This is a genomic window from Micromonospora sp. NPDC050795 (genome assembly GCF_044456785.1).
Classification (GTDB): Bacteria; Actinomycetota; Actinomycetes; order Mycobacteriales; family Micromonosporaceae; genus Micromonospora.
The window spans coordinates 77,907-101,509 of sequence record NZ_JBITGE010000024.1; the positions used below are offsets into that span (position 1 = coordinate 77,907).

A 23,603-nucleotide genomic window follows, 5' to 3' on the forward strand; every position below is an offset into this window, starting at 1 on the left:
GTGACCGTAGCGGCCACACCGGCACCCTCGCCCGCCACCGCGGGCGAGCAATCCGGCGTACGCCTGGCGCGGTCCCGCCGCAACGCCGAGCTGTACCTGCTGTTGCTCGCGATGGTGCTGGTGGCCGCGTATGGGGCGACCGTCGAGGCGAACCTGCTGGACACGGTCACCCCGGACTTCTGGATGCCGGCCGCCGCGCTCGGCGCGGTCTTCCTCGGCCTGCACCTGGTCATCCGGTTCCTGGCCCCGTTCGCCGACCCGGCGCTGCTGCCGGCGGTGGCCCTGCTCAACGGGCTCGGGGTGGGCTTCCTGCGCCGGATCGACCTGGGCGACGCCCCGGTGGCCGAGCGGGAGGGCCTTGCCGTCTTCGCGGGGCAGGGCGGGCGTCAGTTGGCCTGGACGCTCGGTGCGGTGATCCTCGCCGCCGCCCTGCTCGCGATCATGCGCGACCACCGGTCGATCTCGCGGTACGCGTACACCCTGGGGTTGGCCGGCATCGTGCTGGTGATGATCCCGGCGGTGCTGCCGTCGAGCATCTCCGAGATCAACGGCGCGAAGCTGTGGGTGCGGGTCGGCAGCTTCTCCATCCAGCCGGGTGAGTTCGCCAAGCTGGCGCTGCTGGTCTTCTTCGCCTACTACCTGGTGCGCAAGCGTGAGGTGCTCTCGCTGGCCAGTCGGCGCTTCCTCGGCATCGACTTTCCGCGTGGCCGCGACCTCGGGCCGGTGGTCGGCGTCTGGCTGATCAGCGTCCTGGTGCTGGTCTTCGAGAAGGACCTGGGCACCTCGCTGCTCTACTTCGGCATGTTCGTGGTGACGCTCTACATCGCCACCGAACGGGTCAGCTGGCTGCTGATCGGCCTGGTCCTCTTCTTCGGCGGCGCGTACCTCGCCTACGTCCTCGGCTCGACGGTCGGCGGGCCGTTCGCCAACTTCTACGTGCGGGCGGAGATCTGGCTCGACCCGTTCGCCGACCCGACCAACAAGGGCTACCAACTCGTGCAGGGCCTGCTGGCCCTGGGCACGGGCGGGCTCTTCGGTGCCGGGCCGGGCGGCGGTCAGCCGGAGATCCTGCCCGAGGTGCAGAACGACTTCATCTTCGCCGGCATCGGTGAGGAGATCGGCCTCTTCGGCCTCTCCGCCCTGCTGGTCATCTACCTGCTCATCGTGGAGCGCGGGCTGCGCGCCGCGCTGGCGGTACGGGACTCGTTCGGCAAGCTGCTCGCCGGCGGTCTCGCGTTCACCCTCGGCCTCCAGGTCTTCGTGATCGTCGGCGGGATCAGCAAGCTCATCCCGCTGACCGGTCAGACGACCCCTTTCCTGTCCGCCGGCGGGTCGTCGTTGATGGCCAACTGGCTGCTCATCGCGGTGCTCCTGCGGGTCTCCGACGGCGCCCGCCGACCGGTGACGGGAGGCGGCGGCGGCAAGGCGGCTCGTCCCAGCGGTGGCCCGCCCGAGCAGCTGCACGGTGCTCCCACGGAGGTGATCAAGCCGTGAACGCACCCCTGCGCCGCGTTGGCGTCGTCGTCATGGTCCTGTTCGGTCTGCTCTTCGCCAACCTCAACTGGATCCAGGCCTACAAGGCGGATGAATACCGGACCAGCGACTACAACGGTCGGGTCCAGGTCGCCGAGTACGACCGCAAGCGCGGCAACATCGAGGCTGGCGGCACGGCCCTGGCGACCAGCAAGGAGACCACCGGCAACCTGAAGTTCCGGCGCATGTATCCCAGCGGCGCCAAGTACGCCCACGTGCTCGGTTACAAGCCGGTCAACCTGGCCGACCAGGGCATCGAGCGGGCCGAGAACGACTTCCTGGCCGGCACCAGCGACCAGCTGATCGGCGACCGGTTGAAGGACATGTTCACCGGCGACGACACCGGCGGCGGCAACGTGCTGCTCTCGCTCTCCAAGCGGGCCCAGGACGTGGCGTACGACCAGCTGCGCAACAACGAGGTGGGTGCGAAGCGGGGCGCGGCGATCGCCATCGACCCGCGTACCGGTGCCGTCCAGGCGCTGGTGTCCATGCCGAGCTTCGACCCGAACCCGCTGGCCAGCCACGACACCAACGAGGCAGCGGCGGCGTACAACAAGCTGGAGAAGGACCCTGAAGGTCCGCTGAAGAACCGCGCGCTCTCCGAGACGCTGCCGCCGGGCTCCACCTTCAAGATCGTGGTCGCGGCGGCGGCACTGGAGAACGGCATCACCAAGGCCACCCAGATTCCGGCCGGTTCCAGCTGGACCCCGCCCACCTCGGGCACCCCGATCCGTAACGCCGCCGCCTCGATCTGCCCGGAGCCGAAGGTCAGCCTGCTGGAGGCGGTCACCGAGTCGTGCAACACCGGCTTCGCGCAGCTCGGCGTACGGCTCGGCGCGGAGACCGTCAAGGAAAAGGCCCGGCAGTTCGGCTTCGAGCAGGACGATCTGACCGTCGGCCAGCTCGGCGAGGGCGGCCTGCCCACGGCGGCCAGTCGGACCGGCGACATCCAGAACCCGGACGGCACCACCGACCAGGCCGCACTGGCCCAGTCCTCGATCGGCCAGAACAACGTCCGGATGACCCCGCTCGAAGGCGCCATGATCGCTGGCGCGATCGCGAACAACGGCAGCCAGATGCGGCCGTACCTTGTGCGGCAGCTGCTCGCCCCGGACCGGACCACCAGCTACTACAGCGCGAAGGCGCGGGAGCTGCGCCAGCCCGTCGAGCCGCCGGTCGCCGCCGACCTGCGCGAGATGATGGTCAGCGTGGTCCAGAACGGCACCGGGCGGAAGGCCGCGATCAACGGCTACACGGTCGGCGGCAAGACCGGCACCGCCCAGTCCGCTCCGGACCGGCCCGATCACGGCTGGTTCATCGGCTTCGCCCTGGACAAGAACGGCAACCCGGTCTCCGCTGTCTGCGTGATGCTGGAGCAGGCCGGCCCTGGTGGCAGCGCCGAGGCGGCTCGGATCGCCGGCCAGATCATGAAGGCCGCCATCGCCGACCCAGGGGGTCGCTGACATGCTCAGCCCCGGCGTGCAGCTCGGCAACCGCTACCGTCTCGACGAGCGGATCGCCAGCGGCGGCATGGGCGACGTCTGGCGCGGCACCGACCAGGTGCTCGGCCGGACGGTCGCGGTGAAGAGCCTGCTCCCCGCTCTGCTCGACGACCCGGACTTTGGCGAGCGGTTCCGCGGCGAGGCCCGCACCATGGCGACCATCAACCATCCCGGCGTGGTGGACGTCTACGACTTCGGCAACGACCAGCAGATCGCCTTCCTGGTCATGGAGTACGTCGAGGGTGACGCCCTGTCGTCCACGTTGAGCCGGGTCGGCCGGCTCACCCCGGCGCGGACGATGGCCCTCGTCGCGCAGGCCGCCGACGCGCTGCACGCCGCCCACGAGAAGGGCATCGTGCACCGCGACGTGAAGCCGGGCAACCTGCTGGTCCGGCCGAACGGCACACTGGTGCTCACCGACTTCGGCATCGCCCGCTCCGACATGGTCGGCCAGCTCACCGCCGCCGGTTCGGTGCTCGGCACCGCCTCGTACATCTCACCGGAGCAGGCCACCGGTGGTGTGGCCACCCCGGCGTCCGACGTCTACGCCCTGGGTGTTGTCGCCTACCAGTGCCTGGCCGGTCGGCGGCCGTTCGAGGGCGACAACCCCCTCGACATCGCGATGCGGCACGTCCGGGAGACCCCCCGGCCCCTGCCGGCCGACATCCCTCCGCAGGTGCGCGCTCTGGTCGAACGGGCGCTGGCGAAGGATCCTGCCGCCCGCTGGCCGAGCGCCGCCGCACTCGCCGGGGTCGCCCGTCAGCTCAAGGCCGCGCTCTCCCAGCAGGCTCGGGCCGGCGCGAACTCAGGGCCGGTGTCCGCGGCGCCCGCCTCGCCGGCCGCGCCGGGCCGGGCCCAGGTGCCGCAGGCGCACCAGATGCGTCCGCCGGCCGCCCGCCCGCCGGTGGCCGGAGCGAGGCCGACCGCTGTCGCACCCGCCCAACAGCCACGCCCCACCGCCGTCGCGCCGGCCGTCCAGCCCGTCCGCCCGCAGGGGGCCCCGAACGGCTACCCACGCGGTGCGGCAGCGGTGCCGTCCGGGCCGCCCCGGCAGGAACACCCGCCGGCGTACGCCCGGCAGGCCGGCCCGGCGACGCCGTCGCCCCAGCCCCAGCGGTCCCGGCCTGGAATGGTGCTTCTCGCCATCCTGCTGGCCGTGCTGGTCCTGCTCTGCTCTGGCGTGATTTCCTACAACCTACGGAAGCAGTCGCAGGACGGCGCATCCGCCGGGCTTGCGCCGCGCACCGTGACGTCCGGCGCGCTACGACTCGACGGGCGCGACGATCCGACCCGGACGTCGTACCGTCGAGAGGTACGACTCCAGCCGGGCGACGGCGGGACGACGACGAGCGAAGGACGACAGACGCGATGACAGCGCAGGCCCGCCTGCTCGGTGGCAGGTACCAGGTCGGCGAGCTGCTCGGCTATGGCGGCATGGCCGAGGTGCACCGTGGTCGCGATCTCCGGCTCGGTCGGGACGTCGCGATCAAGATGCTCCGCACCGACCTAGCCCGGGACGCGACGTTCCAGATGCGGTTCCGTCGGGAGGCGCAGAACGCCGCCTCGCTCAACCACCCGGCCATCGTGGCGGTCTACGACACCGGCGAGGAGACCGCGCCGACCGGTGAGACGCTGCCGTTCATCGTCATGGAGTTCGTCAACGGGCGGACCTTGAAGGAGGTCCTCGGCGCCGAGGGGCGACTGCAACCGCGCCGTGCGCTGGAGATCTGCGCCGACATGTGCGCCGCCCTGGAGTTCAGCCACCGGCACGGGATCATCCACCGGGACATCAAGCCCGGCAACGTGATGCTCACCCAGACCGGCCAGGTCAAGGTGATGGACTTCGGCATCGCCCGCGCGTTGGCCAGCGGTGCGACCACCATGACCCAGACCAGCGCGGTCATCGGTACGGCGCAGTACCTCTCCCCGGAGCAGGCGCGCGGCGAGGCCGTCGACGCCCGTTCCGACGTGTACGCGGCCGGGTGTGTGCTGTTCGAGTTGGTCTGCGGGCACCCGCCGTTCGTCGGTGACAGCCCGGTCAGCGTCGCCTACCAGCACGTACGGGAGACGCCGCCGACGCCGAGCGACATCAACCCGGACGTCACCCCGGCGGTCGACGCGATCGTGCTCAAGGCGCTGTCGAAGAACCCGCTCAACCGCTACCAGAGTGCTGGCGAGATGCGGGCCGACCTGCTCCGCGCCGCCGCCGGCCGGCCCGTGCTGGCCACCCCGGTGCTGCGCGAGGCGGAGACGGTGGCGATGGCCCCGGCCGGCGGTGGGGGCGGCTATCCGGCTCCCGGCCGTGGGCCGCAGACCGGGCAGATCCCGGCCCGGGTGGGCGATCCTCGTCAGCGCAAGGCGTCCTCGTTCCTGATCGCGTTGTTCAGCGCGGTCGGCGTGCTGGCCGTGATCGCCCTGGTCGCCGCCCTGCTCTGGGACCAGCAGAAGGGCAACGAGCTGAAGTCGGTGCCCACCCTCACCGGCAAGGCCCGGGACGTGGCGATCGCCGAGATCCAGAAGGCCGGTCTGTCACCACAGGTGGGTGAGCCGGTGCTGGCAAGTGACTGCACCGAGGGCACTGTGGTTCAGCAGAACCCGCTGCCGACCACCCAGGTGAAGCAGAACGGCACTGTCACCATTCAGATCTGTGGCGGTAAGCCCGAGGTGCGCGTTCCCGCCGGGCTCAAGGGGAGCAAGCAGGAGAGCGCCATCGCCCGGCTCACCGAGGCGAAGCTCACGTACGACATCAAGACGGTGGACGACGAGGCGAGCCAGGACGAGGTTCTCGACGTCGACCCGCCCTCGGGCGAGAGCGTTCCCGAAGGCACGAAGGTGAAGCTCACGGTCTCGAACGGCAAGGTCCGTGAGGTGCCGGATGTCGTCGGTTTGAGCCAGGACGATGCCACCCGGTTCCTCAAGGACCGCGGCTTCGTTGTCGTCGTCCAGAACGGGCCGGAGGTGCCCGCCGCCGAGGCGGGGAAGGTCACCGACCAGAGCCCGAACGGCAAGGAGAAGAAGCCCACCGGCACGAAGGTGACCATCAAGGTGAGTCAGCCCGAGCCGGAGACCGACCCGACGCCCACGGGCACGCCGACGACCACACCGACGGGCACGCCGACCACCCCCGGCAACGGGGGCGGCGTCGGTCTGCCGTTCCCGCCCCCGCCGGGCCGGCCCCAGGACTAGGGCCTGTGTCAAAGCCCCTGGCCGGGGCGGTACGGCGGTGGCCTCGCCGCCTCCGCCGGCTGGCCGTCGCGGGCCTCGTCGTGCTGGTGCTCGCCAGTTCCCCGTGGCTGTGGACGACGCTCGCCGCACGCGGGCACGTGTACGCCGCCGCCGACGCGCCGGCCGTTGATGTGGTGATCGTGCTCGGCACCGAGGTGGCGGCCGATCGGCAGCGACCGGGCGACCGCCTCGCCGGCCGGCTGGACACCGCCGCCGAGCTGGTGACCAGCGGGCGGGCCACTGTCGTCCTCGTGTCGGGCGACGGCAGCGGGGCGTCCGGCGACGAGCCGGAGGTGATGACGACGTACCTCGCCGAGCGCGGCGTCGACAGGCGTCGGGTGGTGGCCGACCCGTTCGGCCTGGACACCTACGACAGCTGCGCCAGAGCGCGCGAGGTGTACGGCGTCGAGCGGGCCCTGATCGTCACCCAGTCGTACCACCTGTCCCGGGCGGTGACGCTGTGCCGGCAGCTCGGCGTCGACGTCGACGGGGTGACGGCCCGCTGCGATGGTTGCGGCGCTGCCCTGCTGGCCGAGAAGTCGGTGCGGGACTACTTCGCCAGTGGCAAGGCGGCGTGGGACGCGGTGCGCGACCGACCGCCGGCGGTGCGTTCGCCAGCGAATTCTGCGGTGCTGGACGCGCTGCGGGGCTGACCCGGCCCGGCGCGGGATTCCGACGATCCGGTGACCGGGCGCTGACGTCCGGCCCTCAGGCGGTGGCGAAGGCTGCCAGACGACGCGCGTCCACCTCGGCGGCCAGTGCGGGTGCCCGCTCCAGCGCCTCGGGGTGACCGCAACTGGCCAGCCAGTTGGCCAGCATCAGGTGACCGCCCTCGGTGAGCACCGACTCCGGGTGGAACTGGACGCCCTCGATGGGCAGCGTCCGGTGCCGCATCGCCATGACCACGCCGGAGCCGGTCCAGCCGGTGACCTCCAGCTCGTCGGGGAGCGTCTCGGGCAGCACGGCGAGCGAGTGGTACCGGGTGGCGGTGAACGGGTCGGGTAGACCGGCGAGTACGCCGACCGAGTTGTGGCGTACCTCGGAGGTCTTTCCGTGCAGCAGTTCGGGGGCGCGCGTCACTGTCGCCCCGAACGCTTCGCCGATCGCCTGATGGCCGAGGCAGACGCCGAAGATCGGCAGCTTGCCCGCGTACTCCCGGATGACGTCCAGGCAGACGCCGGCCCGGTCCGGGCTGCCCGGCCCGGGCGACAGCAGGATGCCGTCGGCGCCAACCGTGCCGACCTCGGCGACGTCGATCTCGTCGTTGCGGCGGACCTCGCAGTCCACGCCGAGCTGGCCCAGGTACTGCACGAGGTTGAACACGAAGGAGTCGTAGTTGTCGATCACCAGGACGCGCATGGTCACCTGCTCGGGGAGGGGGGCGCGGAGTTGTTCTGGTCGGTGTCGTAGGGCAGTTCGTGCTCGTCACCGGCCGGGGTCTCCCCGGTCACCGGGTCGCCGCCGCCACCCGTCTCGGCAGGTACGCCGGACTCGACCTGCACGTCGTCGAAGGGCAGCAGGGGCTCGGCCCACGGGAAGGCGACGTACCACAGCAGGGCCACCGTGGCGGCCACCAGGAGCACCGAGCCGGTCAGCTTCCCGACCACGCCGAACGGCAACTTGCGCCAGATGAACGCGTACATCGGGTCAGCCTCCCAGCTCCGCCGGGCGTCCCGCGGACTTGGGTTGGGTGCGGTCCAGTTCGGCGTGGATGATCAGGCGCTGGTAGTTGTCGAACTTCGGGTTGCACGTGGTGAGGGTGAGCATCCGCTTTGTTGCCTTCTTGTCCGGCTCGCCGGGCACCGGCGCCACCACCTCGACCTGGGTCGGCCGGACGATCCGGGACTGCGACACCCGGTAGACGTACCAGTCGGTCTTGCTCTCGACCACGATCGGGTCGCCGTCATTCAGCTCGTCCAGCCGCCAGAAGGTGGCCCGGTTGCGGTGGCCGGCGACGGAGAAGTTGCCCACCTGGCCGGGGAGCGCACTGGTCGGGTAGTGGCCGGGGGCGAAGCGGATGTCCTCCTGCGTGACGCCCTCGACGACCACCCAGTTCTTGTCGAGCTTGGGGATGTAGAGGCCCGCGAGCGGCTTTCCGCGTACCGGTGGGGACGGTTTGACGCTCGGGCCGACCGACGGGGCCACCGTCGGGTCGTCGGTCGGACCCCACGCCTGGGCCAACTCGTTGTTGAGCTCGTTCTGGTGGGCGTCGACGATCGCCGACTTGCCCCAGACCTCGTAGCCGGCGAAGAGCAGGACGACCAGGCCGAAGGTGATCAGGACTTCGCCGGTGACGCGGATGCCGGTGCGCAGTCGCGAGCCGAACGACGGGCGGGTCAGCTCGGAGTAGACGCTCTTGTAGCCCTCTCCGGTCTGGTGCGGCCGGAGTTGCACCACCCGCTCGCCGCGTCGGGGTTGGGGAGGGTCGGCGGGGTTGGCACCGGTCGGCTCATCCGGGACGGCGGTGCGGGGGACGGCACCCATCAACGCTGTCGAGTCCATGGTCGGCGGCCTGGTGGCAGGAGCGGAGGGCACGGCCGGAATCATCGCGGTGGCGGCCGGGTCCGCGCCGCGATCCCCGCCAGCGCTCGGCGGCACCCGGCCCGGCCCGGTCGGCGGGACCCGGCTGGGCCCGGTCGCTGCGACGCGGTCTGGTGCGGGCGGGGAGACCGGGGAGTCGGTGGGTCGGGCCGGCCGAGCGGCGACCTGCGGGATGTACGCGGTCGGCGAGTCGGCCAGCGGCGGCGTCGGAGGGCCGGAGGAGACCGGCCGGCTCGGCGTGCCAGGGGCCGCCGGACGGGTTGGCGTCGGCATCCCGCCGGGCGTGGCCGGACGGGTCGGTGCGGCACTTGGTGGGTTGCCGGCACCTGGTGGGTTGCCGGCACCTGGCGGGCGGGTCGGTGCGGCGCTGGGCGAGGGGGGTGGGGTCGGGGCGTTGCCGGGGGCAGCGGGCCGAACCGGGCCCTGGTTGCCGGCGGACGGCCGTCCGGGGGTGGTCGCGGGGGGAACGCCGGCCCCGCCGCGCGAGCCCAGCCCGGCAGTTGCGCTGCCCGGCCAGGGCGGTGGCGCTTCGACACTCGGGCGGCCCGCAGGCCCGCTCGGCGCAGGTCGAGTGGTGTTCGGTGGCGGCTGCTGGGTTCGCAGTGGCTGCTCAGGTCGTTGCGGCTGTTCGGCTCGTGGCGACTGCAGCACCGGCTCGGGCCAGTTGCTGGCCGGGGTCGGTCGGCCCGGTGCCGACTCGGGCCGGTCAACCTTGGGCAGAAAGGCGGTCGGCTCGTCGGTCTGGTCCCGGTGTCGCCCGTCGCGTCGTTCGTCCGGCCCGCTCACTTGGGCACCGTAGCCGAGCGCAGGGCGGTGGAATCCTCGAATGCGGGAACTCGCACCGTGGAGGCAGTCTCCTTGTAGCCAAGCTGGTAGTCGTCGACCGCGTCCTTGAACAACCGGACTCCCTGAGAGCTGGCGAGGGCCTGCTGGAGGGCAGCGGGATCGCCGATCGCTACGATCTTGAACGGTGGGGAGTACACCCGGCCGTGAAGTAGCAGGGTGTTACCGACGCAGCGTACCGCGCTGGTGGTGAGCACGCGGACATTCATGATTGACATGGCCTCGGCTCCACCGGCCCAGAGCGCGTTGACCACCGCCTGTACGTCTCCCTGATGCACCACCAGGTCGTCGTTGCTGGCGTCTGACTGCGTCTGGTCGAGCTGGGGCGCGTCGTTCAGCTCGACGGTGACCCCGGGCCCGCCCAGGGCGGTGAACCCGGCGTCCTGGAGGCTGCCCTGGGCGCGATTCTGCTGGGCCTTGATCGGGGCGTCCGAGCCGGCCAGCGTGTTGGTCCGTTGCTCGACCTCGCCGCGCAGCGTGGCGGCGCGGCGCTCGCTGGCGGCGACCTGTTCGCGGCGGTCCTCGATGAGCTGGTTGAGCTGGGGGCGTCGGTCCTCCCGGAGAGAGGTGCCGCCTGCGGTGGTCGCGGTGGTGGTGAAGAGCAACCCGGCCGCCGCGGCGATCAGGGGCACCCCGATCGACCAGCCCGGACGGCGTTGGCGCGGTCGCCGGGGCAGCAGCCCCGCGGCGGCCCGTCGGAGGACCTTCTGCCAGGAGGTTGCGCCGGATGTGTACTCCACCGAGCGTTCCTTCCGCGTGTCGGGGATCGGTCCGCGCCGGCTGGGCCGGTGATGCGAACAGTCCCGCCTCTTTCGGTCACTCCGTGCACCGGCCTGACCCCATTCGTGGTCCGGGCGGCCAATCGGGACTACGCTAGCTCTCGAACATTATTGGCCATGGACCGTCGCCCCCGCGCCCGGTTGTCAGGCCGGACGAGGTCGTCACCCCTCTGGAGAGCGCCGTGCCCAAGTCTCAGGTCCGTAAGAAGAAGGTGTACACCCCGCCGACGGACGTGCGTCCGACGACGACGTCGTCGTCGCGCAAGCCTAGCCCGGTGTGGTTGCCGATCACCGCGGTCGCCTTGATCGTCGTCGGCATCGGCTGGCTGGTGCTCTACTACCTGTCCGAGCAGGAGTACCCGGTCATGGCGTGGGGTTACTGGAACCTCGCCGTCGGCTTCGGTGCGATGGTCGCCTCGCTGGCGTTGCTCTCTCGCTGGCGCTGATCCGCCGACCGTCGTGTCGGCGGTCCCACGTCACCCCGTCGAGCCCCTGCCCAGCAGGATCGGGTGGGGCCCCCTATGGTGTGCGCAGGCAGCGCGGCCTACTGCGAGATGACTCACGTTACCCCCGGGTAACCTTCGCGTAGGCTGCACTGCATGACCGAGCAGAGCGAGGTCATCAGGTAGCAGACCGGGGAGGCCAACTCGATGGGCAGCGTCCAGATCGTCACCACGATCCTCGCGGCCGCCATCACCGCCGTGGCGGTGTGGCTTGCGGTGCGTGCGGTCCTGAAGATGGTGGCAGTCATCCGGCTCGGGCAACCCGCGCCGGAGCGGTTCTCCGACAAGGTCGCCCGCGCCAGGACGATGCTGGTGGAGACGGCCGGCCACACCCGGATGCTCAAGTGGGGCGTGGTGGGTGCCGCGCACTGGTTCGTGATGGTCGGCTTCGTCGTGCTGTCGCTGCTGGTGCTCGAGGCGTACTTCGAGGTGGTCACCACCGACGGCGGTCTGCCGATCATCGGGCACTGGACGATCTTCGGTCTGGTCACCGAGATCATCGGGGTGCTGGGTCTGGTCGGCATCCTGGTGCTGATGGCGATCCGGCTGCGCAACCGGCCGACCCGCCCGGGAGGGCGGTCCCGGTTCACCGGCTCGACCATGTGGCAGGGCTACTTCGTCGAGTGGATCGTGCTGCTGGTCCTGATCTTCGGCTTCGTGATCCGGGGCTTCAAGGTCGCCACCGACCACTTCGAGTTCCCGTTCTGGGCCACCCCGGTCAGCCACGCCGTCGGTGCGGTGCTGCCCGACTGGGCGGACGGCGTCAGCGTCGCCGCGGCCATCAAGATCATTATTTCGATGACGTGGCTGATCGTCATCTCCCTGAACGTCACGATGGGCGTCGCCTGGCACCGCTTCCTGGCGTTTCCCAACATCTTCTTCAAGCGGGAGCCGGCCAAGCCGGCCGGCTCCGGTCTCGGCGCGCTGCGCCCGATGACGAGCCAGGGCAAGCCGCTCGACTTCGAGGAGGCGGACCCGGAGAAGGACCAGTTCGGCGTCGCCCACGTCGAGCAGTTCAGCTGGAAGGGCCTCCTGGACTTCAGCACCTGCACCGAGTGCGGTCGCTGCCAGTCGCAGTGCCCGGCCTGGAACACCGGCAAGCCCCTGTCGCCCAAGCTGCTCATCCTGAGCCTGCGCGACCACGCGTACGCCAAGGCGCCCTACCTGCTGGCCGGCGGCGGCAAGGACCTGACCGGCGAGGAGAAGGCCACCCAGGCGCAGCTCGCCCACCTGGACGTGCTGGCCCTCGCCGAGGCCGACAAGCCGTTGATCGGCACCGCCGAGGAGGGCGGTGTGATCGACCCGGACGTGCTCTGGTCCTGCACCACCTGCGGTGCCTGCGTCGAGCAGTGCCCGGTGGACATCGAACACGTCGACCACATCGTCGACATGCGCCGCTACCAGGTCCTGATCGAGTCGAGCTTCCCCTCCGAGGCCGGGGTGATGCTGCGCAACCTGGAGAACAAGGGCAACCCGTGGGGCGCCCCGCAGAACACCCGCGAGGACTGGACCAAGGGCCTGGACTTCGAGGTGCCCCGGGTCGGCGAGGCGGACGACTTCGAGTACCTGTTCTGGGTCGGCTGCGCCGGCGCGTTCGAGGACCGGGCCAAGAAGACCACCCGTGCGGTGGCCACGCTGCTCAACGAGGCGGGCGTGAAGTTCGCGATCCTGGGCGAGGGCGAGACCTGCTCCGGCGACCCGGCGCGACGGATCGGCAACGAGTTCGTCTTCCAGATGCTCGCCCAGCAGAACGTGGAGACGTTGAACGAGGCGTTCGAGGGTCGGGAGAAGGCCAAGCGCAAGATCGTGGCGACCTGCCCGCACTGCTTCAACACCCTGGGCAACGAGTACGGGCAGCTCGGCGGGGAGTTCGAGGTGGTCCACCACACGCAACTGCTCGCGCACCTGGTCGCCACCGGCAAGCTCACGCCGGTGCAGCCGGTCGACGGCGGCGTCACCTACCACGACCCCTGCTACCTGGGTCGGCACAACCGCGTCTTCGCGGCCCCCCGCGAGGTCCTCGGTGACGCCATCGCCGGCGACCTGACCGAGATGCCGCGTAACAGCGAACGGTCCTTCTGCTGCGGTGCCGGCGGCGCCCGGATGTGGATGGAAGAGAAGATCGGCAAGCGGATCAACGTGGACCGCGTCGAGGAGGCCATGGCCACCGGGGCGAAGACGGTCGCGGTCGGCTGCCCGTTCTGCTCGACGATGCTCAACGACGGGGTCAACGGCAAGGGTGCCGGCGAACAGGTCGAGGTGATCGACGTGGCCAGCGTGCTGCTCCGCTCGGTCAAGCCCGAGCAGCCGCAGGGCGGCAGGGAGACCGCGCCGATCGGCGGCTGAGACGCGTACCTCCGGGATCTGTTCATCGACGGCGGCGGCCCTCAGGGGCCGCCGCCGTCGTGCAAGAATCTCGCCGAGGTGAGGCGACATCGACGGCCTGCTCTTGATGACGCTGTTGCCCCTGGTCGGCTTCGCAGCCCTGACCGCGGGCAACGCGTTCTTCGTCGCGGCCGAGTTCGCCCTGGTCACGGTCGATCGGGCGGAGATCGACCGGCGGGCCGCCGCGGGCGACCAGGCCGCCCTGACGGTACGCACGGCGCTGCGCGAACTCTCCTTCCAGCTCTCCGGGGCGCAGCTCGGCATCACCATCACCGCGCTGCTCACCGGCTACCTGGCCGAGCCGGCCCTGGCTCGGCTCTTCACCCCGCTGTTGCGCCCGCTGGCCGGGGACAGCACGGAGCGGCTCACGCCGTTCCTCGCGTTGGCCCTGGCCACGCTGATCTCCATGCTCTTCGGCGAGTTGGTGCCGAAGAACGCGGCGTTGGCCCGGCCTATGCCGGCGGCGCTGGCCACGGCCGGCCCTATGCACACCTTCTCCCGGACGTTCGGCTGGGTGATCCGGGGGTTGAACGGCTCGGCGAACCGACTGGTCCGGGCGTTCGGCGTGGAACCGCAGGAGGAGTTGGCCAGCGCCCGCTCACCGGAGGAACTGGGCCTGCTGGCGGGCATCTCGGCGCGGGCCGGCGCGCTGCCCACGGACACCGCGATGCTGCTACGTCGCACCATCCGCTTCGGTGACAAGCGGGCGGCGGAGGCGATGACCCCCAGAGTGGACGTGGTCGCGCTGCGCGCCACGGCCACCGTGGCGGAGCTTCTGGAGGAGTCGCGGCGGACCGGGCGGACCCGGTTTCCGGTGTACGAGGAGACCCTGGACCTGGTGACCGGCGTGGCCGGGGTGCCCGACGCGCTGGGCGTGCCGCTGGCCGACCGCGCGTCGACCCGGGTCGGTTCGGTGGCCCGCGAGCCGGTGTACGTGCCGGAGAGCCTGAACCTGGACGGTGTCCTGGCGGCGTTGAAGGCGGCCGGGGCCGACCTGGCCATCGTGGTCGACGAGTACGGCGGCACGGACGGCGTGGTGACCGTCGAGGACCTCGTCGAGGAGTTGGTCGGGGAGATCGCCGACGAGTTCGACCCGGCGAGCGTGGACGACAACGGGTCGGACGAGCTGACCGTGCCGGGCGGTGAGCGCACAGTGTTGGTCGACGGTGTGCTCCGCTCCGACGAGTTGGCCGAGCAGACCGGCTTCCGGCTACCCGAGGGGCCGTACGAGACCCTGGCCGGGTTCCTGATGGCCCAGCTCGGGCACATCCCGCTCGCCGGCGAGACGGTCGAGGCGGACGGCTGGGAGTTCACAGTGGTCGAGGTCGAGCGGCACCGGATCGAGCAGGTCCGGGTGTTGCGCCCGGCGGACCCGGACGACGATGACTGAGCTGCTGGTGACGGTGCTGTTGCTGCTCGGCAACGGGTTCTTCGTGGGCAGCGAGTTCGCGCTCATCGCGTCCCGTCGGACGGTGATCGAGCCGCTGGCCGCCGGGTCGAAACGCGCCCGCTGGGCGTTGTCGGCGATGAACCAGATTCCGCTGATGATCGCTGGCGCGCAGCTCGGCATCACTGTCTGCTCGTTGGGTCTGGGCGCGATCGCCGAACCGGCGCTCGCTCATCTGCTGGAGCCGCCGTTCCACGCGGCGGGCCTCCCGGAGCGGGCGGTGCACCCGGTGGCTTTCGTGCTGGCGCTGGGCGTGGTGGTCTTTCTGCACACGGTCGTCGGTGAAATGGTGCCGAAGAACATCACGCTGGCCGGTCCGGAGGTCTCCGCGCTCTGGCTCGGCCCGGCGATGCTGGCATTTTGTGTGGCCACCAAACCGTTGTTGCTCGCGATGAAATGGGCGGCCCGGAGGGTGCTCGGGTTCTGGCGGATCGAGGCGTCCGAGGCGGTGAAGACGGTGTTCACCGCCGAGGAGTTGGCCGGGTTGGTCTCGCAGGCGCGGACCGAGGGGCTGCTCGACGCGGAGCAGCACGCGCGGATCACCGGCGCGCTGGCCCTGCACGCCCGGACGGCGGCGGACGCGCTGCAACCGTGGTCGACGGTGGTGACGGTGGCCGAGGACGTCTCGCCGGCGTCACTGGAGGTGCTGGCGACCCGGACCGGCCGGTCCCGGTTCCCGGTGGTGCAGCGGTCGACCCGTCGGGTGCTCGGCTTCGTGCACGTCAAGGACGTGCTCGGGTACGCCGGGCAGGGCCGCCGGTCCCCGGTGCCGGCCGACGTCTACCGCCCGCTGGCGGTGGTGCCGCCGGACCGTACGCTGGCCGACCTGCTGCTGGCCATGCGTCGCGAACGGCGGCACATGGTGCTGGTCAGCGACGGGCGACGGCCGATCGGTGTGGTCACTCTTGACGACGTATTGACCGCAATCGTTGGGTGATGGACCAATACCCTTGGTGTGCAAGCGGTTGCACGACAGTGATGGTTACCGCCCTCGCCTTGATTACCGCCGCGAGCTTCCCTAATGTGAGGCACCGACCGCTGTGGGTCGTCTGCCTCGGCCCTTTCCTCACGCGAGGCGCCCGGCGGTCGGTTGCAAAGGAGTCGGTGCCGGTGGCAACCATGCCCCCTCATCGTCACGACCTGAAAGCGTCTGCTCGCTCTGGTGGCCTGCGTCGCGTCGCGCACCGGGTGCTGATCCTGGTCGCCGCGGCGGCGGTCGGCGCCGGTCTGCTGACCGCGCCGGCACATGCCGCGCCCACGGTCGACGAGATCGAGGCGCAGATCGACAAGAAGTGGGAGCAGTTGGAGCCCACCATCGAGCAGTACAACAAGGTCCGGGCGCAGCTGAAGGTCAACCGGCAGAAGTCGGCGAACCTGCAGAAGAAGATCGAGCCGCTGGCGCTGCAGAGCGAGCTGGCGCTCAACCGGGTCGGCGACCTCGCCTCCCGCTACTACATCTCCGGCCCGTCACACGACATCGGTGCGTTGCTGGTCAGCGCCAAGCCGGACACGCTCACCGAGCAGCTCACCATCCTCGACCGGCTCGCTTCGCAGGAGCGCAAGGAGGTCGAGGGCGTGCTGGCCGTGCGGGCCAAGTACGACGGCGAGAAGCAGAAGCTGGACGCGCTGATCGTCACCCAGACCAAGCAGCAGAACGATCTGGCGGCCAAGAAGAAGCAGATCGACGCCGAGATCAAGCAGCTCGAGGCGTCGATGCCCAAGACCACCGTCAAGACGGCGGCCTGCCCGACCATCAACGGCGTGGTCAGTGCGGCGGCCCGCACCGCGATCAGGACCGCCTGCGGCAAGGTCGGCAAGCCGTACGTCTGGGGTGCCACCGGGCCGAACTCGTTCGACTGCTCGGGGCTGACCCAGTACGCCTACAAGGCGGCCGGGATCTACCTGACGCACCACACCGGTGACCAGTGGAACGAGGGCAAGGCCGTCTCGCGCGCCGACGCCCGCCCCGGTGACCTGGTGTTCTTCTTCTCCGGCCTGAGTCATGTCGGGCTGTATCTGGGTAACAACCAGATGGTGCACGCGCCACGCGCCGGCAAACCGGTGCAGGTGTCCAGCATCACCACCATGCCCGTCGCCGGTTTCCGCAGACCTGGCTGATCCACCCAGGGCCTGTGTCAAAGCGCCTCGGCTCGACCGAGGACTTTGACACAGGCCCCAGCGCGACACGACGGCCCCCGGTCACCGACCGGGGGCCGTCGTGGTTCTCAGCGGGGTGCCCCCACCGGGGAGGGCAACAGCTGCACGTCGGCGAGGTCGACGTACATGATCCGGTGGCCGAACTGGATCTGCGCGTACCGGTTCTTGCCGCGAATGACCGTCCAGTCCCCGGGTGAGGAGCCGTCGAACGTGCTGGCCCGGTAGTACTCGCCGGCCAGCACCGCGCCGACGGCGTACCGCTGCCCGGCGGCCAGCGTGTACTGCAGCGGCGAGATCGCCTGGTAGGGCACCCCGTCCGGGTACGCGGACTGCTCCGGGTACGCCCGTCCGTACACCGGAACGGTGGCCTTTCCGGGCTTCGGCGTCGCCACGACTCCGACGGTCCAACTGGCGGTCGGCGCGGACGCCGGGTTGTGGAACCAGGCCCGCTGCCCGAGGTACCAGATCGCCGTCCAGTCGCCCTGCCTGCCGGCCAGCGCGTACGTCTGCCCGGCGGACGCCCGGGCCCCGTGGTCCGACACGGCCATCGTGTTCGGGCTGCCGTCCGGGCGGAGCGCGATGTCGTTGACCAGCGGCGCGTCAGCGGACGGTGCGCTGCGCAGCACCACCGCCGAGGAGCCGCGCGGCGCGCAGGGCACGCCCGCCGTGACGCAGCCGGTGAACGCCGGCTGGTTGGTGGTGTAGTCCGGGTCGATCCGGACCAGCCCGGTGGCCGGGGTGCCGGTGTCCAGTCGAGGGGCGTGCAGCAGGTCGAAGTAGTGGGTCCAGTCCCAGTAGGGGCCCGGATCCCAGTGCATCCCCCGCACTGTCGAGGGGATGGTGCCGGGCACGTTGTCGTGGCCGATGATGTGCTGGCGGTCCAGTGGGATGCCCAGCCGCAGCGCCAGGTGCCGGACCAGCTTCGCCGAGGTCCGGTACATCGCCTCGGTGTACCAGGTGCCCTGCGCCGCGAAGCCCTCGTGTTCCAACCCGATCGACTTCGCGTTGACGTACCAGTTGCCGGCGTGCCAGCCGACGTCCTTCGTCTTCACGTGCTGGGCGATGTGCCCGTCGACCGAGCGCAGCGAGTAGTGCCAACTCACGTAGGTCGGGTCCTGGACGAGTTGCAGGGTGGTGGCCCAACTCGCCTCGGTGTCGTGGATGACGATGTACTCGATCTTCTGCCGCGTGGGTCGGTCGGAGAGGTCGTGGTTGCCGTAGTCCCCGTCGCCGAACGCCTCGTAGGGTGCCGGGATCCACTCGCAGGAGATGGTGCGGGGGCATTCCACCCCGTCCGGGCGGGCCAGCCGGCGCAGGCCCAGCCGGTCCAGCCAGGAACGTTCGGGCCGCACCGCCCGGGCCGGCAGGGTGATCGGTTGGCCGTCGTCGGTCACCCGGGCTTCGCCCGCGCCGATGGTGGTGAAGACCTCGTCGGCGAAGGCCGCCGCGGCGTCGGCGCTGTCCGCGCCCGAGTAGCGGGCCACCGCGCCGTACCAGGCCGCCGGGTCGGTGTCCGCGCCGACCGGCGCGCCCAGATCCCTCTGGTACGCGGCCAGCAGCGCGGCCCCACCCCGGATGTTGAGGCCCGCGTCGGTGCGCAGTGCCTCGGGGGCGGCGCCGGTCAGCGCGGCGGCGGCGTCGACGGTCTGCAACGCGGCGGTGGACGGGGCGGGCGCCTCGACCGGGCGGGGCGCGGGCACCCGGGCTGGCCGGGAATCGTCGCCGCGTGGGTCCTCGGCACCGGCGTCGTGGTGACCGCGTCCGGGTAGGGCGGCCACGTGCCGCACGTCGGTGAGGTGCATCGGGCCGTAGCCGCCACTGGTGCTCGGTGTGCCGGCGTTGGTGTCCCAGCGGGACTCCAGGTAGGAGACGCCGAGCAGCACGACGGCCGGTACGCCGTACTCGGTGGCCGCGTCGGTGTACTGCTGCTGGCGGTCGGTGGTGGGCGCGGCGGCGGCCGGGCCGGCGGAGAGTGGCACCGTGGTCGCGGCGGCGACCACGGTGGCGGCGAGCAGTGCGCGCCAGCCGGTCGACAGGGTTGAATGGTGCATCGAACCCCCTAGATTCTCGCGGAGTGAGGTCAGGTCACCATCGCGCCGTCCGGGAGCTTGCGTCAATACCTTTCCATCTATCGAAGTGTACGGAAAGAATTCTTCACACACGGTCGGTGACCTCGTCCAATCCGTACGGAGTGTCACGGCCGCACGGGTTGCGGATCGGTAACGGGCGTCTCTACTCTGGTCATTTGTCGGCCCGACAGCAGCTCCGCCCACCCCGGGCGGTAACGGACCGACACCGCCGAGTCGTTTCCGAGCGAACCGGGGACCCAGGTCCCTCGGGGTGAATCCGCAGCCACTGCGGTAGGGCGCCGACTTCCCGCCCGAACCCGTCAGCTAACCCGGTAGGCGGTCAGGAAGAAGGAGTACGGAACCCCGGTGGCACTCCATGCCCCGCGGCCGTCGTCCGAGCGGTCGGCATCAGCCGGCCCGGCGTCGATCGTGCCGCGCCCACGCTGGTCCCGCTTCACCACCGCACTCGCCGCGCTGGCCGGCGTCGCCGTCGTTCTGACCGGTAGTGCCACGGCGGCCCACGCCGACCCCTCCGTCGCGGAAATCGAGCGCCAGATCGACGCCGACTGGAACAAGCTCGAACCGATCATCGAACGGCACAACGCCACCCGCATCGATCTCGCCGCGAAGCGCAAGCAGGCAGACGCCCTGGCCGGCCGGATCACTCCGCTCGAGCGCCAGGTCGACGCCGCGATGGACAAGGTCAGCGCCCTTGCCGTACGCGCCTACATGGGTGAGAACGTCTCGACCGTCAACGCGATGCTGGGCAGCCGGTCGCCCAGCGAGGTGGTCGGCCAGCTCGAAATGCTCGACCGCTTCGCGCACAACCAGCAGAAGGACGTACGCCAGGTGGCCGACCTGCGCGACCAACTGGCCGCGCAGAAGGCGCCACTGGACGAGATGGTGGCCCAGCTGGCCCGCACGGAAGCTCAGCTGGCGGCGAAGAAGAAGCAGATCAACGACGAGATCGACCGCCTGCAGAAGCTGCGCCTGAAGGTGTACGGCAGCGGCGGCGGCGGTCCGCTGCGCCCGGCACCCTGCCCGGGTAGCTACCCCGGCGGCGGCGCGGGCACCGCGGTCAAGTTCGCCTGCGCGCAGATCGGCAAGCCCTACGTCTGGGGTGCCGAGGGTCCGAACTCGTACGACTGCTCCGGGCTGATGCTGGCCGCCTGGGCGAAGGCCGGCGTGTCGCTCCCGCACAACGCCGCCGCGCAGAGCCGGGTCACCAAGAACGTCAGCAAGGGTGACCTGCGCCCCGGCGACCTGGTCTTCTACTACAGCGACATCCACCACGTCGGCATGTACGTCGGCGGCGGCTGGGTGGTGCACGCCTCGCAGGCCGGTCAACCGGTCAAGATGAAGAAGGTCGACGACGGACCGATCCACAGCTACGGCCGTCCAGGCTGACCCAGTGTGACCGCAGGGCCCGTCGCGATCTCCTCGCGGCGGGCCCTCGTCGTTCTGGGTCCTAGCGGGTGGGCCAGGTGCGCCAGTGCTGCCAGGCGCGGCTGGGTGTCGGCCCCCGCTGGCCCTGGTAGCGCGAGCCGTAGACCACCGAGCCGTACGGGTGCTCGGCCGGCGAGGAGAGCCGGAAGATGCAGAGCTGCCCGATCTTCATGCCCGGCCAGAGGGTGATCGGCAGGTTCGCCACGTTCGAGAGTTCCAGCGTCACGTGACCGGAGAAGCCCGGGTCGATGAAACCGGCGGTGGAGTGCGTGAGCAGCCCGAGCCGGCCCAGGGAGCTCTTGCCCTCCAGCCGGCCGGCGAGCTGGTCACCCAGCGAGATGACCTCCAGCGTCGAGGCGAGCACGAACTCCCCCGGGTGCAGCACGAACGGCTCGCCGTCGGGGACCTCGACCGCCGAGGTCAGGTCGTCCTGCTGCATGGCCGGATCGATGTGGGTGTAGAGATGGTTGTTGAAGACCCGGAACAGCCGGTCGAGTCGGACGTCGATGCTGGAGGGTTGGACCAGGGTGGGCTCGAACGGCTCCAAGCCCAGCGTGCCGGCCTTGATCTCGGAGACCAGGTCACGGTCGGAGAGCAGCATCGGACCACCATAGCCTTCCCGGTGGCGGCCAGATTCGGTGGCGGTGACCAGCGCGTCGAGGTCGCTGCTCGTACATTTGTTCGATAGAATGCCCACGTGGCTTCCTGGTCCGAATTCGCCGCCGACGAGCCCCGACTCGCCGACGGGATCCGCGTTCTCCTTCAGCAGTACGGGCCGGGCTTCGGCTATCTGGCCACGGTCCGTGCCGACGGCGGGCCCCGCGTCCATCCGGTCTCCCCGGTCATCACCGCCGAGGGGCTGTTCTGCTTCATCATCGACTCGCCCAAGCGCCGCGACCTCGAACGTGACGGCCGTTACGCGCTGCACTCGTTTCCTGCGGAGGAGAGCGACGACGAGGCGTACGTGGCGGGTCACGCCTGCCCGGTGACCGATCCGATCCGGGTGGCGCAGCTGGCACAGAGCGCCCGAGCCGAGCCGCAGGTCGACTGGCGGCTCTTCGAGTTCACCGTCGACGTGGCTATGCTCACCCGCCGCGAGCAGCACATCACGGGCATTCCGGGTCTCGGGCCGAGTCGGCCGGCAGTCCGGGTCTGGCTCGACCCAAACGCCCAGTCGGCGGTGGCAGCGCCCCTCGCCGTCCCGCAGACGCGCCCGACCCTCCTCAGCCGTGACGTCCAGTGCACGGCCGCCTGACCCCACGACCGGAAGACGCATCGGTGCCGGCTCCGTCGTGACGGAGCCGGCACCGATGCGCATGCCTGCCACACCCGCCACGCCTGGCGGGCCGCAACCCCCGCATGATCCACTCGACTTCAGCAAAACCGCGGTATCCCGGCGCCCGGGATGCCCCGACTTCCAGAAAACCGGGTGGATCACCCCGGCGGCACCGTCTTCGGACACCTGCGGTCACCGGGGGTGCCTGGGTGCACGGGCTCGTCGACTCGGGTACAGTGGTGCCGCTTGCGGGTGTAGTTCAATGGCAGAACATCAGCTTCCCAAGCTGACAGTGCGGGTTCGATTCCCGTCACCCGCTCCACCGTGAGGCCCCAGCTCAGGACATGTTTCCTGGCCGGGGCCTCATTCGTTGTCGTGTGATGGCTCGCGCCAACAGCTTTGACGCCCCCATGAATGATGGCCGCATGAGAGACGCGAACTCCGTGTTGGTCGCCTTCCGCCTGGTGCTCGTGGTCTTCTTCTTGCTCCTGTTCGCACTCGGTGTCCGTCTCACCGTGTCGCGACGGTTCCCCATTACCTGGGCTCGGCCCGCGCATCCGACAGAAAGCCAGCAATCCCGACGGGTCCGCGTTGGTGTTGGCGTCATGTTGGTTGCCACGAGTGTGCTGATCCTGGAGAGTACGTCGCTCGTACCCATGCCCTTCCTGATCTCGGGCATCTTGTTGGCGGTGGCGATCCTGGTTGCCGTAGCTGCGCTGGCTTGGCTCGTCATATCGCGGGAGTGACCCAGCAACTAGCCGCGCTCGGTGATGTGCCAGGGGGCGGGTCGGCGGCAGCCGGGCCTTCGATGTTCCGCGGTCAAGGGCCATGCCAAGGAGGGCATGACGAAGATCCTCGGTCTCGTAGCGCCTCACCGGTAGTCGGCGAAGATCCGACGTGCCACGCCATCGACGGTTACCGGGCCACCATGCGGAAGAATCCATTGTGGCCTGGTGTGGCCGAACGGCACGCCGACGCAGACGACCGCCTCGGGGTTGTAGCGGGTCACCACGTCGACGACCGTGTCGCGCTGCTGCTCGCGAAGTCGCGCCCGATCTGCGGCCGGGGGTCGACGGGTGTGGTCGGAGACCGGCGGACGGGCGACCAGGACCGCGTCGACGGCGCTGAGGAGACCGCGTTCACCCAGTGATCGGACGATCCAGCCGACCTCGCGGGCTGGGAGAAGCTCCTCCGAGGTTTCGATGATCAGCACCCCGCCGTGCAGGACCTCCGGGGGAAACGGGAAGCGTCCCGCCGTCAGGATCCACTGGATGACTTCCAGGCAACCACCCCAGGTGGGGCCGGTGACCGCTCGGGCCGGCCCGTGCCAGCTCCACGGCTCCGTCGGTTCGCGCTCTCCGAACGACTTCAACGCCTGCGGATCTGCCCAGTCGACGCCGATGTCCTCGGACTCACCCGGGTCCGTGATCTCCAGCCGTTCCCCGGTGAGCAACGCCGCTCGCAGCGACCGGACGTGGACGTCGTCGACGGCAGGCCCGGGGCCGAGGTGCACCTGGGAGGATCCGCCGTAGAAGCTGGCGATGCCGAGTCCCCAGAGCCAGTGGTGCAGATTGGTGTTGTCGCTGGTGCCGAGGAACGGCTTCGGGTCGGCACGGGCCAGGTCGGCGTCCAGGTGGGGGATGACAGTGATCTGGTCCTCACCGCCGATGACGGCGAGAATGCCGCGTACCTGGGGGTCCGCGAAGGCGGCGTTGATGTCCGCCGCACGCGCTGCCGCGGTCGCACCCACCTGGCGGGTGGTGGGGTATTCGACAGGTACGAGGCCGGTCAGGTCGGCAAGCCGTCGCATGGCCTGCTCGTGGATCACCGGATAGGCGCCGGCGGCGGCGAAGGATGGTGAGAGGACCGCGAGGTGGTCCCCGGGGCGCGCTTTTCG

At 70.4% G+C, this 23,603-nt stretch carries 20 protein-coding genes, 1 tRNA gene and 1 riboswitch; of the genes, 14 read left to right on the plus strand and 7 right to left on the minus strand.

Going from position 1 to position 23,603, the window contains the following annotated elements:
- From ACIBEF_RS21405 to ACIBEF_RS21425, 5 genes are read left to right on the plus strand one after another with little or no spacing between them, the layout of a single operon-like run.
- Entirely contained in the window at window positions 1-1,494 is a 1,494-nt protein-coding gene (locus ACIBEF_RS21405) for an FtsW/RodA/SpoVE family cell cycle protein (RefSeq protein WP_396794945.1), read from the plus strand.
- Window positions 1,491-2,996, plus strand: coding sequence for a peptidoglycan D,D-transpeptidase FtsI family protein (locus tag ACIBEF_RS21410; protein WP_396794946.1), 1,506 nt, complete (start codon window positions 1,491-1,493; stop codon window positions 2,994-2,996). Before ACIBEF_RS21405 ends, ACIBEF_RS21410 begins: the two co-directional genes overlap by 4 nt.
- A gap of 1 nt (window position 2,997) precedes the next feature.
- Window positions 2,998-4,407 carry a protein kinase gene (locus tag ACIBEF_RS21415; protein WP_396794948.1) on the plus strand — a complete coding sequence of 470 codons (1,410 nt, stop codon included), beginning with the start codon at window positions 2,998-3,000 and terminating at the stop codon, window positions 4,405-4,407.
- Window positions 4,404-6,221, plus strand: coding sequence for a Stk1 family PASTA domain-containing Ser/Thr kinase (pknB, locus tag ACIBEF_RS21420; protein WP_396794949.1), 1,818 nt, complete (start codon window positions 4,404-4,406; stop codon window positions 6,219-6,221). Before ACIBEF_RS21415 ends, pknB begins: the two co-directional genes overlap by 4 nt.
- Before the next feature lie 5 nt (window positions 6,222-6,226).
- Window positions 6,227-6,913 carry a vancomycin high temperature exclusion protein gene (locus tag ACIBEF_RS21425; protein ID WP_396794950.1) on the plus strand — a complete coding sequence of 229 codons (687 nt, stop codon included), beginning with the start codon at window positions 6,227-6,229 and terminating at the stop codon, window positions 6,911-6,913.
- 55 nt (window positions 6,914-6,968) lie between these two features.
- Here ACIBEF_RS21425 and ACIBEF_RS21430 read toward each other — a convergent pair whose 3' ends face one another.
- From ACIBEF_RS21430 to ACIBEF_RS21445, 4 genes are read right to left on the minus strand one after another with little or no spacing between them, the layout of a single operon-like run.
- Window positions 6,969-7,619: an aminodeoxychorismate/anthranilate synthase component II gene (locus ACIBEF_RS21430; protein WP_396794951.1), complete on the minus strand. Its 651-nt coding sequence runs from the start codon at window positions 7,617-7,619 to the stop codon at window positions 6,969-6,971.
- A gap of 2 nt (window positions 7,620-7,621) precedes the next feature.
- Complete coding sequence (locus ACIBEF_RS21435) at window positions 7,622-7,903, minus strand: hypothetical protein (RefSeq protein WP_112583986.1); 282 nt, start codon at window positions 7,901-7,903, stop codon at window positions 7,622-7,624.
- A gap of 4 nt (window positions 7,904-7,907) precedes the next feature.
- A complete protein-coding gene (locus ACIBEF_RS21440) occupies window positions 7,908-9,587 on the minus strand; it encodes a class E sortase (RefSeq protein ID WP_396794952.1) in 1,680 nt (559 codons plus the stop codon).
- Window positions 9,584-10,384 (minus strand): DUF881 domain-containing protein, encoded by an 801-nt coding sequence (locus tag ACIBEF_RS21445; protein ID WP_396794953.1) that lies wholly within the window; start codon window positions 10,382-10,384, stop codon window positions 9,584-9,586. The genes ACIBEF_RS21440 and ACIBEF_RS21445 overlap by 4 nt, the downstream gene beginning before the upstream one ends.
- Window positions 10,385-10,605: 221 nt before the next feature.
- On the opposite strand from ACIBEF_RS21445, the gene ACIBEF_RS21450 reads away from it, so the two are divergent.
- From ACIBEF_RS21450 to ACIBEF_RS21470, 5 genes are all read left to right on the plus strand, one after another.
- Entirely contained in the window at window positions 10,606-10,869 is a 264-nt protein-coding gene (locus ACIBEF_RS21450) for a cell division protein CrgA (RefSeq protein ID WP_112583988.1), read from the plus strand.
- Window positions 10,870-11,073: 204 nt separating this feature from the next.
- Window positions 11,074-13,272, plus strand: coding sequence for a (Fe-S)-binding protein (locus ACIBEF_RS21455; protein ID WP_396794954.1), 2,199 nt, complete (start codon window positions 11,074-11,076; stop codon window positions 13,270-13,272).
- Between the two features lie 106 nt (window positions 13,273-13,378).
- Window positions 13,379-14,701, plus strand: coding sequence for a hemolysin family protein (locus ACIBEF_RS21460; RefSeq protein ID WP_396794955.1), 1,323 nt, complete (start codon window positions 13,379-13,381; stop codon window positions 14,699-14,701).
- Window positions 14,694-15,695, plus strand: coding sequence for a hemolysin family protein (locus tag ACIBEF_RS21465; protein WP_396794956.1), 1,002 nt, complete (start codon window positions 14,694-14,696; stop codon window positions 15,693-15,695). The genes ACIBEF_RS21460 and ACIBEF_RS21465 overlap by 8 nt, the downstream gene beginning before the upstream one ends.
- 167 nt (window positions 15,696-15,862) lie before the next feature.
- The gene (locus ACIBEF_RS21470) at window positions 15,863-16,876 is read left to right on the plus strand and encodes an NlpC/P60 family protein (RefSeq protein WP_396794957.1); all 1,014 of its coding nucleotides are present in this window, start codon (window positions 15,863-15,865) and stop codon (window positions 16,874-16,876) included.
- Between the two features lie 107 nt (window positions 16,877-16,983).
- Here ACIBEF_RS21470 and ACIBEF_RS21475 read toward each other — a convergent pair whose 3' ends face one another.
- A complete protein-coding gene (locus tag ACIBEF_RS21475; RefSeq protein WP_396794958.1) occupies window positions 16,984-18,966 on the minus strand; it encodes an N-acetylmuramoyl-L-alanine amidase in 1,983 nt (660 codons plus the stop codon).
- A 235-nt stretch (window positions 18,967-19,201) separates the two neighbouring features.
- Window positions 19,202-19,337, plus strand: a riboswitch (cyclic di-AMP (ydaO/yuaA leader).
- A 13-nt stretch (window positions 19,338-19,350) separates the two neighbouring features.
- On the opposite strand from ACIBEF_RS21475, the gene ACIBEF_RS21480 reads away from it, so the two are divergent.
- Window positions 19,351-20,391, plus strand: a complete 1,041-nt coding sequence (locus ACIBEF_RS21480; RefSeq protein ID WP_396794959.1) for an NlpC/P60 family protein — start codon at window positions 19,351-19,353, stop codon at window positions 20,389-20,391.
- A gap of 61 nt (window positions 20,392-20,452) precedes the next feature.
- Here the strand turns inward: ACIBEF_RS21480 and dcd are convergent, their stop codons facing one another.
- A complete protein-coding gene (gene dcd / locus ACIBEF_RS21485) occupies window positions 20,453-21,031 on the minus strand; it encodes a dCTP deaminase (protein ID WP_030332009.1) in 579 nt (192 codons plus the stop codon).
- Window positions 21,032-21,127: 96 nt separating this feature from the next.
- Between dcd and ACIBEF_RS21490 the strand changes: the two genes are divergently transcribed.
- The 3 genes from ACIBEF_RS21490 (at window position 21,128) to ACIBEF_RS21500 (ending at window position 22,452) form a co-directional block, all read left to right on the plus strand.
- A complete protein-coding gene (locus ACIBEF_RS21490; protein WP_396794960.1) occupies window positions 21,128-21,685 on the plus strand; it encodes a pyridoxamine 5'-phosphate oxidase family protein in 558 nt (185 codons plus the stop codon).
- Between the two features lie 269 nt (window positions 21,686-21,954).
- Window positions 21,955-22,028 (plus strand) — tRNA-Gly (locus ACIBEF_RS21495).
- A 103-nt stretch (window positions 22,029-22,131) separates the two neighbouring features.
- On the plus strand, window positions 22,132-22,452 hold the full coding sequence (locus ACIBEF_RS21500) for a hypothetical protein (protein WP_396794961.1): 321 nt from the start codon (window positions 22,132-22,134) through the stop codon (window positions 22,450-22,452).
- A 125-nt stretch (window positions 22,453-22,577) separates the two neighbouring features.
- On the opposite strand, the gene ACIBEF_RS21505 is transcribed toward ACIBEF_RS21500, so the two are convergent.
- Complete coding sequence (locus tag ACIBEF_RS21505; RefSeq protein ID WP_396794978.1) at window positions 22,578-23,516, minus strand: LD-carboxypeptidase; 939 nt, start codon at window positions 23,514-23,516, stop codon at window positions 22,578-22,580.
- Between the last annotated feature and the right edge of the window lie 87 nt (window positions 23,517-23,603).

Coding starts and splice junctions, on each gene's coding strand:
- ACIBEF_RS21430 (WP_396794951.1), bottom strand. CDS start 7,619: ATGCGCGTCCTGGTGATCGACAACTACGACTCCTTCGTGTTCAACCTC.
- ACIBEF_RS21415 (WP_396794948.1), top strand. CDS start 2,998: ATGCTCAGCCCCGGCGTGCAGCTCGGCAACCGCTACCGTCTCGACGAG.
- ACIBEF_RS21435 (WP_112583986.1), bottom strand. CDS start 7,903: ATGTACGCGTTCATCTGGCGCAAGTTGCCGTTCGGCGTGGTCGGGAAG.
- dcd (WP_030332009.1), bottom strand. CDS start 21,031: ATGCTGCTCTCCGACCGTGACCTGGTCTCCGAGATCAAGGCCGGCACG.
- ACIBEF_RS21505 (WP_396794978.1), bottom strand. CDS start 23,516: ATGCGACGGCTTGCCGACCTGACCGGCCTCGTACCTGTCGAATACCCC.
- pknB (WP_396794949.1), top strand. CDS start 4,404: ATGACAGCGCAGGCCCGCCTGCTCGGTGGCAGGTACCAGGTCGGCGAG.
- ACIBEF_RS21455 (WP_396794954.1), top strand. CDS start 11,074: ATGGGCAGCGTCCAGATCGTCACCACGATCCTCGCGGCCGCCATCACC.
- ACIBEF_RS21475 (WP_396794958.1), bottom strand. CDS start 18,966: ATGCACCATTCAACCCTGTCGACCGGCTGGCGCGCACTGCTCGCCGCC.
- ACIBEF_RS21465 (WP_396794956.1), top strand. CDS start 14,694: ATGACTGAGCTGCTGGTGACGGTGCTGTTGCTGCTCGGCAACGGGTTC.
- ACIBEF_RS21460 (WP_396794955.1), top strand. CDS start 13,379: ATGACGCTGTTGCCCCTGGTCGGCTTCGCAGCCCTGACCGCGGGCAAC.
- ACIBEF_RS21500 (WP_396794961.1), top strand. CDS start 22,132: ATGAGAGACGCGAACTCCGTGTTGGTCGCCTTCCGCCTGGTGCTCGTG.